General features: G+C 42.1%; 14 protein-coding genes. 13 read left to right on the top strand and 1 reads right to left on the bottom strand.

Features of this window, described 5'->3' with window-relative positions; all coding sequences use genetic code 11:
• Positions 1-283: 283 nt before the first annotated feature.
• The 4 genes from rnjA to GTO83_RS09160 all read left to right on the top strand — a co-directional run bounded on the left by rnjA (position 284) and on the right by GTO83_RS09160 (position 5,004).
• Positions 284-2,098: a ribonuclease J1 gene (rnjA, locus tag GTO83_RS09175; RefSeq protein ID WP_180870610.1), complete on the top strand. Its 1,815-nt coding sequence runs from the start codon at positions 284-286 to the stop codon at positions 2,096-2,098.
• A 93-nt stretch (positions 2,099-2,191) separates the two neighbouring features.
• On the top strand, positions 2,192-2,839 hold the full coding sequence (locus GTO83_RS09170) for an NAD(P)H-binding protein (protein WP_180870608.1): 648 nt from the start codon (positions 2,192-2,194) through the stop codon (positions 2,837-2,839).
• 142 nt (positions 2,840-2,981) lie between these two features.
• Positions 2,982-3,674, top strand: a complete 693-nt coding sequence (locus GTO83_RS09165) for a DUF554 domain-containing protein (RefSeq protein WP_180870607.1) — start codon at positions 2,982-2,984, stop codon at positions 3,672-3,674.
• Positions 3,675-3,783: 109 nt separating this feature from the next.
• Positions 3,784-5,004 carry a CPBP family intramembrane glutamic endopeptidase gene (locus GTO83_RS09160; protein WP_180870605.1) on the top strand — a complete coding sequence of 407 codons (1,221 nt, stop codon included), beginning with the start codon at positions 3,784-3,786 and terminating at the stop codon, positions 5,002-5,004.
• A 100-nt stretch (positions 5,005-5,104) separates the two neighbouring features.
• On the opposite strand, the gene GTO83_RS09155 is transcribed toward GTO83_RS09160, so the two are convergent.
• Positions 5,105-6,634, bottom strand: coding sequence for a multicopper oxidase family protein (locus GTO83_RS09155; RefSeq protein ID WP_180870604.1), 1,530 nt, complete (start codon positions 6,632-6,634; stop codon positions 5,105-5,107).
• A gap of 193 nt (positions 6,635-6,827) precedes the next feature.
• Between GTO83_RS09155 and GTO83_RS09150 the strand changes: the two genes are divergently transcribed.
• The 9 genes from GTO83_RS09150 to GTO83_RS09110 all read left to right on the top strand — a co-directional run bounded on the left by GTO83_RS09150 (position 6,828) and on the right by GTO83_RS09110 (position 13,988).
• A complete protein-coding gene (locus GTO83_RS09150; RefSeq protein ID WP_180870602.1) occupies positions 6,828-7,301 on the top strand; it encodes a universal stress protein in 474 nt (157 codons plus the stop codon).
• A 194-nt stretch (positions 7,302-7,495) separates the two neighbouring features.
• Positions 7,496-8,185 (top strand): VIT family protein, encoded by a 690-nt coding sequence (locus GTO83_RS09145; RefSeq protein WP_180872175.1) that lies wholly within the window; start codon positions 7,496-7,498, stop codon positions 8,183-8,185.
• A 67-nt stretch (positions 8,186-8,252) separates the two neighbouring features.
• Positions 8,253-8,909, top strand: coding sequence for a VIT family protein (locus GTO83_RS09140; RefSeq protein WP_180872174.1), 657 nt, complete (start codon positions 8,253-8,255; stop codon positions 8,907-8,909).
• A 421-nt stretch (positions 8,910-9,330) separates the two neighbouring features.
• Positions 9,331-9,708: a GntR family transcriptional regulator gene (locus tag GTO83_RS09135; protein WP_180870601.1), complete on the top strand. Its 378-nt coding sequence runs from the start codon at positions 9,331-9,333 to the stop codon at positions 9,706-9,708.
• Positions 9,695-10,564, top strand: a complete 870-nt coding sequence (locus GTO83_RS09130) for an ABC transporter ATP-binding protein (RefSeq protein WP_180870599.1) — start codon at positions 9,695-9,697, stop codon at positions 10,562-10,564. Before GTO83_RS09135 ends, GTO83_RS09130 begins: the two co-directional genes overlap by 14 nt.
• Positions 10,557-11,255, top strand: a complete 699-nt coding sequence (locus tag GTO83_RS09125; RefSeq protein ID WP_180870597.1) for a hypothetical protein — start codon at positions 10,557-10,559, stop codon at positions 11,253-11,255. The genes GTO83_RS09130 and GTO83_RS09125 overlap by 8 nt, the downstream gene beginning before the upstream one ends.
• Positions 11,256-11,482: 227 nt before the next feature.
• A complete protein-coding gene (locus tag GTO83_RS09120) occupies positions 11,483-12,142 on the top strand; it encodes a metal-dependent transcriptional regulator (protein ID WP_180870595.1) in 660 nt (219 codons plus the stop codon).
• Positions 12,143-12,229: 87 nt separating this feature from the next.
• Entirely contained in the window at positions 12,230-12,904 is a 675-nt protein-coding gene (locus GTO83_RS09115) for a phosphatase PAP2 family protein (RefSeq protein WP_180870593.1), read from the top strand.
• A gap of 142 nt (positions 12,905-13,046) precedes the next feature.
• Positions 13,047-13,988 carry a LacI family DNA-binding transcriptional regulator gene (locus tag GTO83_RS09110; protein WP_180870592.1) on the top strand — a complete coding sequence of 314 codons (942 nt, stop codon included), beginning with the start codon at positions 13,047-13,049 and terminating at the stop codon, positions 13,986-13,988.
• Positions 13,989-14,163 lie beyond the last annotated feature (175 nt).

The raw sequence follows: 14,163 nt of genomic DNA, 5'->3' as shown, positions 1-14,163 counted from the left end.
TGACAGCGGGGCTGGGAAGAAACATGAGTTTCTTCTCAGCCCCGTTTTCCTATTCTCACGCATGATTAATGGACGATTCCTTTTACAATGTGCTAAAATATTCTCAGATTACTCTGAACGTATAAAATAACGAGCCCTATTGGTTATCAAAACCGGCGGGTTAGCTTGATAATCGATACCATGATTATCAAAAAAGATAATATTTAACCCAAAATTATCACTAACTTTGTTGGGGAGTGACAGGACCGTTATCGAAATAAAATAAAGGAAAAGAAAGGGACTTATGACAAAACTAAATATTAAGAATAACGAAGTGGCCTTCTATGCAGTGGGGGGCCTTGGCGAAATTGGAAAGAATATGTACTGTGTTCAATTCCAAGACGAAATTGTAATTATTGATTGCGGGGTACTTTTCCCTGAAGATGAACTTCTCGGAGTGGATTATGTAATCCAAAACTATGATTACTTAGTTGAAAATAAGGATAAAATTAAGGCAATTTTTATCACCCACGGTCACGAAGACCACATTGGCGGGTTGCCTTTCTTCTTACAAAAGGTAAATGTACCAATTTATGCAGGACCATTTGCAATGTCTTTAATCAAGGGCAAACTCGATGAAAAGCACCTTTTGCGGGATGCAGAACTCCACGAAGTTAACGAATTTGATACGGTGCATTTTAAGAAACTTTGGGTTAGTTTTTTCCGGACAACGCACTCGATTCCCGATACTCTAGGGGTAGCGGTCCACACACCACAAGGGACCATTGTGCAAACTGGAGACTTCAAGTTTGACTTGACTCCGGTTGGTAACCTACCAGCACCAAACTTCCAGCAAATGGCTAAGTTAGGTGAAGATGGGGTTCTCCTTTTGACATCGGACTCTACGAACGCCGAACGACCACAATTTACGAAGTCAGAACGGTGGGTTGATATTCATATTCGGCGGATCTTTGAACGGATTAAGGGCCGAATCATCTTTGCATCCTTTGCCTCCAATGTTTACCGGCTTCGTGAAGCTAGTGATGCTGCTGTTAAACAAGGCCGGAAGATTGCCGTCTTTGGGCGGAGTATGGAAAACGCTATTGCAGCTGGACAAGCGCTTGGTTACTTGAAGATTCCAGAAGATTCCTTAATTGATCCAAACGAAATTAACTCCTATCCACCGGAACAAGTAATGATCATGTGTACTGGGTCACAGGGGGAACCAATGGCGGCCCTCTCCCGGATTGCTAACGGGACCCACCGGCAAATTAGTATTCAACCGGGCGATACGGTTGTCTTCTCTTCCAACCCAATTCCTGGAAATACGACCTCAGTTAATGCCTTAATTAACAAGTTAGAAGAAGGTGGCGCCGAAGTTATTCACGGTTATGTTAACAACATCCATACTTCTGGTCACGGGGGCCAAATTGATGAAGAATTAATGTTACGCTTGATGAAGCCGAAGTTCTTCGCACCGGTTCACGGTGAATATCGAATGCAAAAGATTCATACTAAGTTAGCTGAACTAACGGGGGTTCCACGGGAAAATTCCTTTATTTTGGCAAATGGAGATGTTTTAGCACTCACTAAAGATACTTGCCGGATTGCTGACCACATTGATTCCATGGGAGATGTCTACATTGATGGACGCGATGTTGATGATGCCGTTGGGAGCCCCGAAATTAGGGAACGGCGCCTTCTTTCTGAAGAAGGGGTGGTAACAGCAATTGCGGTCGTCGACTTAAAGGACTTCCAGATCGTTGCAGGGCCGGACATTGTTTCGCGGGGCTTTGTTTACATGCATGAATCCCAAGAATTAATTAAGGCCGCAAATCACGAAGTCTTCTGGGCTATCCTAAATACCTTTAAAAACCACAAGAAAGTTGATCGACGCGCTATTAACCGGACGATTGTTTCTCGACTTCAACGTTTACTCTATGAACGGACAGGGCGGCGGCCAGTTATTATCCCAATGGTGACGATTTTAAATGCGAATAGTCAACCAAAGAGTGATGACCACGATGAACATCCTAAGAATGAACATCGGGCTCACCGGAGTCGAAGTAACCATCGGAAGCACAAGTTGGCGCCTAAAGAAGCGGTTGGGGCTAAGTAAAAAGTTTAGGTAAAAGCCTTTCTACCCTCGTCTTTCCTTATCTTAATCGGGAGAAAATTCTATAATAGAAACGATAAAAAGGGGGACTTACTAATGAAAAAAGTAGCAATTATTGGTGCTTCTGGAATGGCTGGTCGGGAAATTTATCGGCTAGCAGATCAAGAAAATGACTGGATCGTCACGGGGATTGTCCGGGATGATCAAAAAGCCCATAAAGTTTTAGGCCGAACTGCGCATTTGTTTGTTGCTGATGTTTTGGCAATGCCCATCGAACAATTAACCGGGTTTGATGTCATTGTGGATGCCTTCGGGACAGCGCCGGTTTACGCTGGTCAGCAAGTTACTTTAGCTAAGAAATTAGTTGAAGTCGCTCACCAATCGCATGCCAAGTTAATCTTTATTTTGGGAGCCGGAAGTCTTCATACTGGTGAAGATCACCACCTAGTAATGGAAGATTTGGCCAAGACACCAAATGCGGAAACCTGGATTAATACGCCCCGGCAACAAAAGCGAGAACTCGATTTCTTGCGGGGCGTTGATAACGTTGATTGGCTTGGCATTTCGCCATCGATAACCTTTAAGGCTGGCCCGGCCACGGATTATGAGCTTGGTCAGGATGATTTATTAGGAACAACGCCGGATAAATCAGTCACTACGGCTGGGACAATGGCCAAATTGATTGTTAGTGAAATTAAGGCTCCGGCTCATCACGGGCGGATTACGGTGGTTAATAAGGCATAGCTTGGGAAGATTAGATAAGTTCCAACATTGACAATTACTAGCCTTATTATAAAATAATGAGTAAACATCAGAGGATTATGCAAAAAGGCATAGTTGGATAAGATGATTATCCAGCTATGCCTTTTAGATTAGGAGGAAGATTATGATTGGAACGCTTGTAAATACCGGGGCAATTTTAATCGGGACTTCAATTGGATGCTTACTAAAAGGGGGGATTAATAAAAAGTACGAGGGCGCTCTCTTTACGGCAATGGGCTTGGCGGCACTTGGAATTGGACTGGAAAATGCGATTAATAATTTACCTAAAAGCCATTATCCAGTTCTTTTTATCGTTAGCCTGGCAATCGGTGCTGTTCTTGGGACTTCCTGGCAAGTTGACGCTCATTTTAACCAATTGGTTGCCAGTCGTGGTGGTAAATCACAACTGAGTAAAGGCTTAGCAACTGGTATTTTACTCTATTGTATTGGAGCTTTATCGATCGTGGGGCCGGTGATGGCGGCTGTTAAGGGTGATCAGACGATGCTCTTTACTAATGCGACGCTCGATTTGGTTAGCTCAATGGTCTTTGGGGCTAGTTTTGGTTGGGGGATGTTGTTTTGCGCCCCCGTTTTATTCTGTTGGCAGGGTGGAATTTACATCGTGGCTAAGTTTTTCTCAGCTGACTTTTTTAGTGCTTCCTTAGTTACGGAAATTTCGATTGTGGGGGGCTTTTTGATTGCAACAACTGGGATTTCGCTACTAAAATTGCGTGATATTAAGACCTTAGACTTTTTACCGTCCCTCTTAGTGCCAGTTTTATTTTTCTTAGTTAAGGACCTTATTAGGTATTTCTAAGATGATGATCGGAAAGCTTTGGTGCTGATTTTATTTTCGGGATCCCTTTTTTCAAACCCGGGAGTTTGGTACCATAAATATTGAATAAGTATTGACTGGAGGAAACATGATGTCTGGAACAGACTATCTCCAAATTTGGTATCGGGCACAGATTTCAATTGCCCTTTTCTGTGTGCTAGTGATTGGCGGTTGGGAAATTTATCACCAATTGCCATATGTTGGTTGGTTGGCAGTGATGGCACTAGTCCTCATCTTTGCCTGGCTGGATGAAGGTTTGGATTTACCACCGTGGTTGACAGCAATTAACCGGTGGCTTCAATGCATTGTGCAACCAATTATTTTGATCGTGGTTTGGTCAATTATGACCCGGGAAATAATTGTCCGGCTTCAATTACCAGCCCGGGGAGTAATGGTGATCACGATGGCTTACTTTATTGTCATGTTTGCCCCAATGGCGGGAATTGTAGGCGGTAAGTTAAAGACGTCGGTTGCCCGGATTCTTTATCCAGCCTGGTGGTTTGTAATTGTTGTTACTTTAGTTGGGAGTATTTACCCTGCTAAGTTTACGGGCCCACGGACCTTTGCCCTCATTTTAACTACTGGAGCCTTAGGGGCAGTGGCTTTCTTCTTGATGATAGTTGCCTCAATGCGGGCTTGGCATTTATCCTGGCCTGGGATTAACCCGAAATTTGGCCGGGGCTTTAGTTGGCTAAGTTTAATTATTTTATTGGGCCTTGGATGTCTCTTTATTTTTATTAATTCGTTCTCAAATGGCAATCGTTGGAGCAATATTTTAACTAGTTATGACCTACATTTGCCCTATGCTACACGGGAGTACCTCTTAACGGCTTTCGAAGCCGGCGTAGCCGAAGAAACACTTTGTCGGTTTGCATTCTTAGGGGTCTTGCTCTCCGTTTTCCGAAATTCCCGGAACCAAGCTTTATGGGCAATTTTAGTAAGTTCATTTTTGTTCGGGCTCTTACATTTTGGTAATGCCCTGGTCCAACCGTTTATGATTACCCTCTTACAAGCTATTTCAGCAATGGCATTGGGTCTTTACTTTGCGGTGGTCTATCTATATACCGGCCAATTATGGTTGTCGATGTTAATGCATTTCTTGTTAGATTGGCTGGCCTTTTCGGCGAGTGGCTCGGTTGTTATGACGGGTTCACCAACGATTGTCGATTGGTACTTGCTTACTGTTGAAGTTCTCTTCTTCGGGGGCGTAACGGCATGGATGATGTTTGGTGATCGTCGGCAAGTAATTGATCGGCATGCGCGCCGCTTTGCTGGGGATGAGCAACGTTTTAATTTCCGATTGGATTTTTAGTAGTATCTAGTAAAAGAATAAAAAGCGAGAGGTTGGGAAGAAATTTTGTTTCTTCCCAGCCTCTCGTCTTTTTTATTTCGATCGTTATTTCTGCATCATTCTACATTTCCATGCCCATCTTCTTGTAGGAGTCCATTCCACCAAGCCAAAGATGATCCATGTCAACGCCCCGTTCTTTAGCAAAGGCCATCATTAGATCCATATGGTTAAGGAGCGGATATTCTTTGTTTGGATCAGCCGGATCAACAACCTTCAATTGGGCCATCATCCCGCCGTCTTCGTGTTCAATGATGTGGCAGTGATACATGAAGACTCCGGCAACATCAAACCAGACCTTAATCCGAACGTGCTCACCAGGATTAATAGCGACTGTGTCTTTGAGTCCGGTTTCGGTTGGGAGCGGAGCGTGACCATCCCGGGAGATTACTTTAAAGGTGGTTCCATGCATATGGTAAGGGTGGATCATGCCGGGTTTACCGTTTGTGTTGTAAATATCCCAGATTTGAACTTGGCCCTTTTGCATCGTGTAATCAATCCGATCCATTTGGAACTTTTTTCCGTTCATTGCTACCATTTCGTCCATTCCGTCAAGAGTAACGTGGTGAATTGGTAATCCTGGGGTAACTTCGGGGTTGGGAACATCAAAGAGCTTAGTTGGGAGTTCTTGATGATTAGGCTTAAATTCGTGAATCCGGAATTGGACCAGTGGAGTTTGATCCGTGTAAAGAGTAACAACATCGCCAGGTTTGCAATCACCAAAGTCAACAATAACTTCGGCCCGTTCAGCACAGGTTAACATCAATTTAGTTAGCTTAATCGGCTGGGGCAATAGACTAAGATCGCCCGCAATTTGAGTCATAATTCGATTATCATCGAAGTGTAATCGCCATTCCCGCCGGTTGGCCCCGTTAAGGAAGCGGAGGCGAAGTTTTTGGGTGGTAACATCAAAATAAGGGTTAATTGTCCCGTTAATCATTGGAGTTGGACCAGCCACTCCATCAGGGTCGTAATCGGCCCGATAATCCCATTGATTATTTTCGTGGAACCGCCGGTCTTGGAGAATAAGTGGAATATCATCAACCCCATAATTTCGTGGCAGGGGCAATTTGGCTTCATGTTGGTCAGTAACAATTGCTCCCGTAGCCAGACCATGCCAAACTTGCGCCGCTGTTTCCGGACAGGGGTGAGCATGAAGCCAAGTGAAGGCCGCTGGTTGATTAATCTTAAAACTGACATCCCGACTTTGCCCAGGATATACAGGAGCGTGACAACCGCCGTCTTCAATTGGTCCTGGAATTGCTAAGCCATGCCAGTGAAAAGTTGTTAGTTCGGGTAAGTGATTTACCAGATGTAAGTGGTAGGTCTTTCCGCGTTCGTAGTGAATGATTGGCCCTAATAAGCTTCCGTTGTAACCCCAGGTCTTTGTTTTTTTCCCAGGGAGTAATTGAGTCTCACCAGCTTGGGCCGTTAAGGTATACCAAGTTTCGTTGGCAGTTTGTTTGTCTGGTTTCAAAAGGGGCGGAATTGTTAGCGGTTTGGTAGGCGCATCAGCGACTTTAAGCGGGACGTAGCCACCGTCGTGATAGTCGTAGGCACTTTCGTCATAGAAGTAATGATCAATTGTCGTCATAAAAATGCCTCCTAAAATTATATTTCGCATTAACTATAACGCGGTTTTATAATTTTCACTAGGTAGAATTACAAATTAATAAAATAAGTTTAGGACAAGCTAAAAATATTCTTTACAATTGGTAATTCTGGAGTAGTATAGAAAATGAAGCAAAACAGGCTTGAGTACTGGATACAAGAGAGGAGAAAAATTAATGTTTGAAATTAAGCCAAAAAGATTTCATCGTATTTTGGTTGGGGTTGACGATGCACCGGATGCCCGGGCTGCTTTTTCATACGCTGTTGATAAGGCGAAGCGTGATGGTTCTGAATTAGGGATTGTTTCAATTTATGAGACGAGCGAAGTAAATGTTTATCAGATTTTAGATCGTGATTTTACTCACTCTAGTCGGGATGAAATGGAAAACCGAATTGATCAATATACTCAGGCAGCAATCGATTATGGGATTGATCCTAAGAAGATCACGGCGATTGTGGACCAGGGAGAACGCCCGGCGGAGCGAATTTGTAATCACGTGATTCCAGAATATGAACCAGATCTTTTAATTATTGGGTCAATTGGTAAAAAAGGAAGTCGGAAGACAGTTGGTTCGCAAGCTTCCTACATGGTTAAACATTCAGGAACCTCGGTTTTTGTAATTCAAACGGCTGATGAATCTCAAAAGTAAGTAGACATCGTTTCGCCTTTTGATATACCCAACTAAATATTGAAAATGGGACAACGAAGTCATTGATGATCGTTGTCTTTTTATTTAAATTCTAAATATATAATGATTCTAAGTAATATTGGAATATTGAACGTAAATGCTTGATTTAATTTTCTTCCAGTTTATAATGATTATAAATAAAGAAGAGGGGAATAATTATGGCAAAGAAAATGTCACTTGCACAAAAGGTGAATGTTATTCGAGCTAGTGTTATGGGGGCGAATGATGGCATTATTTCAGTAGCTGGAATCGTTATTGGGGTTGCAGCCGCAACTAACAATGCTTATGCAATTCTAATTGCTGGGCTTTCCGGTAGTTTAGCCGGAATGATTTCCATGTGTATGGGGGAGTATGTTTCGGTAAGTACCCAAAAAGATTCGCAACAACGCGCAATTTTAAATGAACAACAACGAATTAAAGAGAATTTCCAAGCTGAATTTGACTACGTTAAGGGGAAATATCTTGCTCAAGGAATTGCGCCGGCCTTAGCTTATCAAGCCACCCAGGAATTGATGGCTGATGATCCCTTAAATACGGCAGTTCAAGAACGCTATGGCTTTAATCCCAAAGATTTTACCAATCCGTATGCCGCTGCGATAGCTTCATTTATTTCCTTCCCCCTAGGCTCAATTTTACCAATGGTGGCAGTTACGCTGACTCCACCTAAGGTCCGGATTTTAGGAACAATGGTTGCGGTCTTAGTTGCTCTGTTAATTACGGGCTACTTAGCCGCAGTTCTTGGAGATAACCCCAAGCGCGGAAAAGCGATGCTTCGTAATGTGGCTGCTGGTTTATTAACGATGGGAGTAACCTTCTTAATTGGGCAACTCTTCCGCGCTTATTGAGCATTAAAAGGAGGAAGTAAACGTGACGAACGTAAAAGTAAAGCGGGTTGATAAAACAACGCAAACAATGGAGGAAAAGCTAAATGTTTTGCGGGCTGGCGTTTTAGGCTCAAACGATGGAATCTTGACCGTTGTGGGGGTTTTGGTTTCGGTTGCTGCTGCCACAACAAATCATTTCACCATCTTTATTGCTGGCTTATCAGATTTATTGGCCTGTGCCTTTTCAATGGCGGCTGGTGAATATGCATCCGTTTCAGCCCAAAAGGAGACTGAAAAAGCAGCAGTTGCTAAAGAAGCAGCCCTTTTAAAAACAAATTGGCACGGTCAAATGCAAACCGTTAAAGACTTCTATGTTCAACGGGGAGTTCAACCTGATACGGCCGAGGCAATTGCTAAAGACCTCTTACAAAAAAAGCCGTTAGCCACGGTGGTTCGGGTAAAATATGATATTGAACTTGGTCACTACTTAAACCCGTGGGATGCTTCTTTTGCCTCCCTTTTTTCGGCAGCCTTAGGTGGTTTACTACCTTTAATGGCGATGACCTTTGTTAACGGGAACTTAAAATGGTATGCAACGATCTTGGCGGTTGCCGTTACTTCTGCTTTGACGGGATACTTATCAGCTAGACTCGGTGACGGTTTGACCCGCCGGGCAGTGATTCGGAATATAATCATTGGGTTAATTACGATTGCTATCCACTATGGAGTCGGTAAGTTATTCTAGAAAATTTTAACGTCGTTGCTGAATAACATGCGGCGATAAAAGTGAGGCTAAGCGATATTTCGGGGGTTTAGCCATCCTAGTTACATTGCGAGGTTGGGGCTGGGAAGAAACTCATGTTTCTTCCTAGCCCCTTTTTTATCTCCGAATGTTACTCAGTAACTAAGGTCAAAAAGCACGGCCTTAGCGGATAAGTGCGAACGAAAGGCCGATTCTGATGAATCAACCTTCGTCCTTCTTATCCCAACCAGGCCGTCAAGGAGCTTTTTTCCCAACCTCGGCCTCGTTTCTTTTTTCTTATTTTGCCGGATCGTTTAGAATTTTTAACAAACTCATTTTTGGGGTTGCTTTTTTGCCTAGTTAGTTATATAGTTAGTCACACAAGTAATTAACCAACCAACAAAATGGTTGAGGTGGTGAGAAAATGCATTTTGAATTTGATCAATCCGCACCGTTATACCAACAACTTGCGGACCAACTTGCGGAAATGATTTTTACTGGAATTTTTAAGGAGGGTGAACAAGTGCCATCAACAACGCAACTTTCTCAAGAACTAAATATGAATCCAGCAACGATCTTAAAGGGGATGAATCAGCTGGTTGATCAGCATTTACTAGAGAAACGGCGGGGGCGGGGGATGTTTGTCCTCCCCGGGGCCAAAAAACAGCTAGCTCATCAACACCGGGAAGCTTTTTATCAGGATTATGTTGCTAGTTTAGTTACTGAAGCACAACGTTTAGGAATCGACGAAGAACAGCTATTAGCACTAATTAAACGGGGGTACCAAAATGGAAAAGCTTAAGGTGCAGACAATTACGAAACGTTATGGTCGCAAAGTAATTCTTGATGCAGTGAGTTTTGAGTTACAACCTGCAAAGATCTACGGTTTGTTGGGTCGCAATGGGGCAGGAAAGAGTACCTTACTAAATATCATAACTAATCGGATTTTCGCCAACCAAGGACAAGTCATGCTTGGTGAGCAAAATGTGAATAATAATCAAGCTAGCCTCGGCCAATTTTATTTGATGAGTGAAGCTGAGCTTAACTTGAAGCATACGAAGATTAAGGATTTGTTTAATGGGGCAGAATTAGCCTATGGTAATTTTGATTTTAAAAATGCCCGGCGAATGTTAACTGCTTTTAAAATCAGTGAAGATCAAACTTTAGCCAAACTTTCAACGGGATTAAAAACGGCCGCTAAGTTAACAGTCGCTTTGAATGTCAATGCAGATTATATTTTTCTTGATGAACCAACCTTGGGATTAGACGCAAATCACCGTGAACTGTTCTATCAAGAATTAATGCGGACATATGGAGAACGGCCCCGGACTTTTGTAATTTCAACGCACTTAATTAATGAAGTCCAACAACTTTTAGAAAATGTGATTATCTTAGATCAGGGCAAAATCATAGTCGATGAACCAGTGATTGATTTGTTAGCGAAGGCCTATGAAATTAGTGGACCGGCTAACTTAGTTGATCAATATACGCACGGTTTAAAAATCTTAACGAGTCATAATTTTAGTCGGATTAAGACTGTTACGGTTGTTGAAAAACTAGCTGAACAACGTATCTTACCAGATCAGGTTAAGGTTGATCATCTTGACTTGCAAAAAACTTTTACAGCATTAACGGATGGAGGGAATGAAGGTGAATAAACGAATTAGCGGCTTAATGAACTGGAGCATGCGATTATCAGTTTGGAGCTTATTGATTGTGGTCGGGGTCGACTTGGCTTTCTGGGCGTTAAGGATTATCTTGAAACTCTTAACCCGAAGTCACATGAGTCTCACTGGCGAATTAACAAATTTTGTTGTGAATTTTGGAATATCAATTGAGATTTGGGGCGTCGTTTTACCTTTATTTATCGCTTACCCATTATTTAAATGGGGAATCCAATATGGTTATTCTCGCTGGAACATTTGGCTAGCTAATACCGCTTCCTTAGTAATTTGGATAGTCGTAATTTGGCTGGCTCATCTTTTGAAGAACGTTGTTGATTACCAACAAATGGGACTGCATCATGCAACGGACGGTTTAGGTTGGGATTTAGTTGCTGTGATTGAAGGAGTTTTAACCTTGGCAGCGATCGGAGCTGGTTTTGCCCTCTTAAATCGGCGGTGGAAATGGATTGTTGGAATTGGCGGGCCGATCTTAGCATTCTTTATCCTTGGGAGTTTAATTCGTTTAATCTTTGTCACGTTTGATTCCCAAAGTTTAGCTAACTTCTTTGCGGTCTTAAGTTTCAATTGGATGGGAGTGCTATATGGTTTCCTTCTTATCTGGGCCTGCTTAATGTTTGGCTTGATCTATCTTTTCTTTATGCGGATGCAATTACGACGTGATTAAACAAAAGTCAAAAAGGCCATAATTAAGAAATGTTGACTGGCGCTCGCAAAATTCTCTAGCTAATGGTTGATTCCGTTTACTTATCTAACAAGATCGTCTAGCAGTTTTCTTGCTGACTCATTTTTGAAGTTAGGCTCGCCAAATATGAGGTTTTAGTGGTATGATAATATCAGTTTATTCCGATCGAAGCTTAGAAAAAAGATAGAAAGAGGGTTTCGGGCGACAAGATGACGCCGATGAAAGAAGACTATTTAAAAATTATTTTTGAACTTGGTGGAATGAAAAAACAAGTTTCAAATAAACAAATTTCATTAGGCCTTGGGATTGCTGCTGGTTCAGTAACAGAAATGATTACTAAGTTAGATGAAGAGGGCTTAGTTACCCATCAACCATATGCCGGGATTCAGTTAACGGAACATGGTTTTAAAGTGGCAGCTGAATTAGTTCGTAAGCATCGCCTTTGGGAAACTTTTTTGGTTGATAAACTAGGGTATAGTGTGGCCGATGTTCATCCTGAAGCCGAAGTCCTGGAACACGAAACAAGTGACCGCCTAGCAACGGCGTTAGATGACTTTTTAGGCCATCCCGAAAGTTGTCCTCATGGTGGTATGATTCCCAATGCAGCTGGCGAATTTAAAAACGTTAGTCATCGTCTCTTATCTGATGCTAAAGATGGTGAGATAATCACAATCGAACGGTTCTTGGATAATCACGAATTACTAACTTATCTTAGTGAGTTAGGCATTCAACTCCATGATCGTTTTGAAGTTATCAAGCACGAGCCTTTTGAAGGCCCATTGGTGGTTAAGCAACTCAGTGACCAGAAAACGATCAGTATTTCTTTTAAAGCCTCACATAATATTTTTATTAATGAAGTAAAGTCTTAAATTTTTGGTAAAAGCGGATGAAGAGCGAGTAACAACATGAAAATGTGGTATACTCATTCCCAGTGAAATCTAGCTTAGGAGATTGAAATGTTAATTCAAAATGATGCAAAAAGGTGGCAACGCCTCCTCGTTAGTGCGGTCCTATTTATTGTAATTGCCGCAATGGTTTATAAAAGTACCATGTTAATCGGCACTCTTGATTCGGTTTTACAAACCCTCTTTACCAATAATCATCCTAACGCAACTGGGGGGATGAAGGTTGTGATGACCCTAATTTCCTTTATTGGGAGCCCAAAGATGGATCTAGTCTGGGCTTTCATCATTGCCTTCTTACTTTGGGGATTTAAGTATAAAATTCCGGCTCTTTGGACTTTGGGAGTTATTCTTGGGGGCGATGTTTTAGGAGCGATTGTCAAACATGTGATTAAGCGGGCGCGGCCAGCACAACATATGGCAGCCGACAATGGTTTTTCTTTCCCAAGTGGTCACGTTTTAGGTGGTTTTTTAATTGCCGGGATTTTAATGTTAGTTGTCGTGCCGATTATTCAAAGTGAATCCCTGCGAGTGATTTGCCAAATATTGTTAGTTTTTTATGTTGCTTTATTGGCAATCTCCCGGGTTTACTTATATGCTCATTTTCCAACCGACACAATTGGTGCAATGCTCTTAGCATATGCTTGGCTTCAGATTGCAGAATATCTGTATGTAATCTTTGCGCCGATATTAAGTCGTTGGAAGTTTGTAAGTAATTCATACGTTTAATCAATTGAGGTTAGCGAAGGATGGAAGTCCAAACTAGCCTCTTTTTAATTGAAAATAGCAAAGATCATTAGATTCTTTATACTAGCAGAGAGATATGGGCACAAAAAGTAAATTATTTCCTGGGAAATATGGGGTGGATAAAATGAGTACAATTAAGGATGTCGCCAAGGCAGCCCAGGTTTCGGTTTCGACAGCTTCGCGGGCGTTAAATGATAATCCACGGATCAGTGATGCGACTATTGCCAAGGTAAAGGCAATTGCCGAACAATTAAACTACCAACCAAATAGTTCAGCCAAGGCCCTCTCAAAGGGGGAAGTCAATATTGTGGGAGTAGTTTTTCCGGTTACAAATGAAACAGCGCCGGCAAATCCTTTTCAACTTGATATTATTCGGGGAGCAAACACGGAACTAGTGGATAAAAACTATGTCTTGGCAACTGCAATTTGTCAGGATAAGGCTAGCCTGCTAAAAAACGTTCAGGCGATGGTTGAACAATCCAAAGTTCATAATTTTTTGATTCTTTATGCTGAAGAGAAAGATCCGATAGCCGATTATCTTCGAAAAACCGGCCAAAACTTTGTGGTGGTTGGTCAGCCAACGCAAACAACCGACCGTTACATCAACAACGATAATATCTTAGCGGGAAGGAAAGCAACTAGTTACCTTTTAGAGCATAAGCAAGCCACGGCTCCAATTTTAGTTCGTTCCGCCAAAAAATGGCAGTATGAACAGGATCGCGAAATTGGGTATCAAGAAGCAATGTTGGCTAAGGGGTTAACACCGCTAGTGTACGAATTAGAAAAAAACGATCCCAAAGCGTTTTTTCGCGAACATCCTACGGTTGACGCAATCATTTCCGTGGATGACATTAATCTTTTGCGCTTCTATAACCAACTTACAACGATTAACTGGCCAACTAACTTACCAGCAATCTGTTTTAATCGGAGCCGCTTGCTCAGCCTAGCTAGCCCAACGGCAATTAAGGTTGATATGATGCCGCGGAAATTAGGAGCTAAAGCGGTTCAGTTATTATTCAATCGTAAAACGCAAAGCCAATTAGTTGGTTTTAAGATTATTGATTAGTAAACGAAAAAGTTAAAGAAAAATTTTGATCAGGGTTTAATTCCTAAATGCCTAGTGCATCGGGGGATTAAACCCTTTTTAAGTGATAACTTTTGTGCAACCGGTTGCAAAAAAAGTTGCGCAAACGGTTGCACAAATTGGAGAGCTCTGGTATATTGATACTTGAAAAGATTTA

The organism is Lactobacillus sp. 3B(2020), from assembly GCF_013487845.1.
GTDB classification, from domain to species: Bacteria; Bacillota; Bacilli; order Lactobacillales; family Lactobacillaceae; genus Limosilactobacillus; species Limosilactobacillus alvi.
The sequence above is the reverse complement of the archived record's forward strand: the minus strand, read 5'-3'. Positions and strand labels throughout refer to the sequence as shown.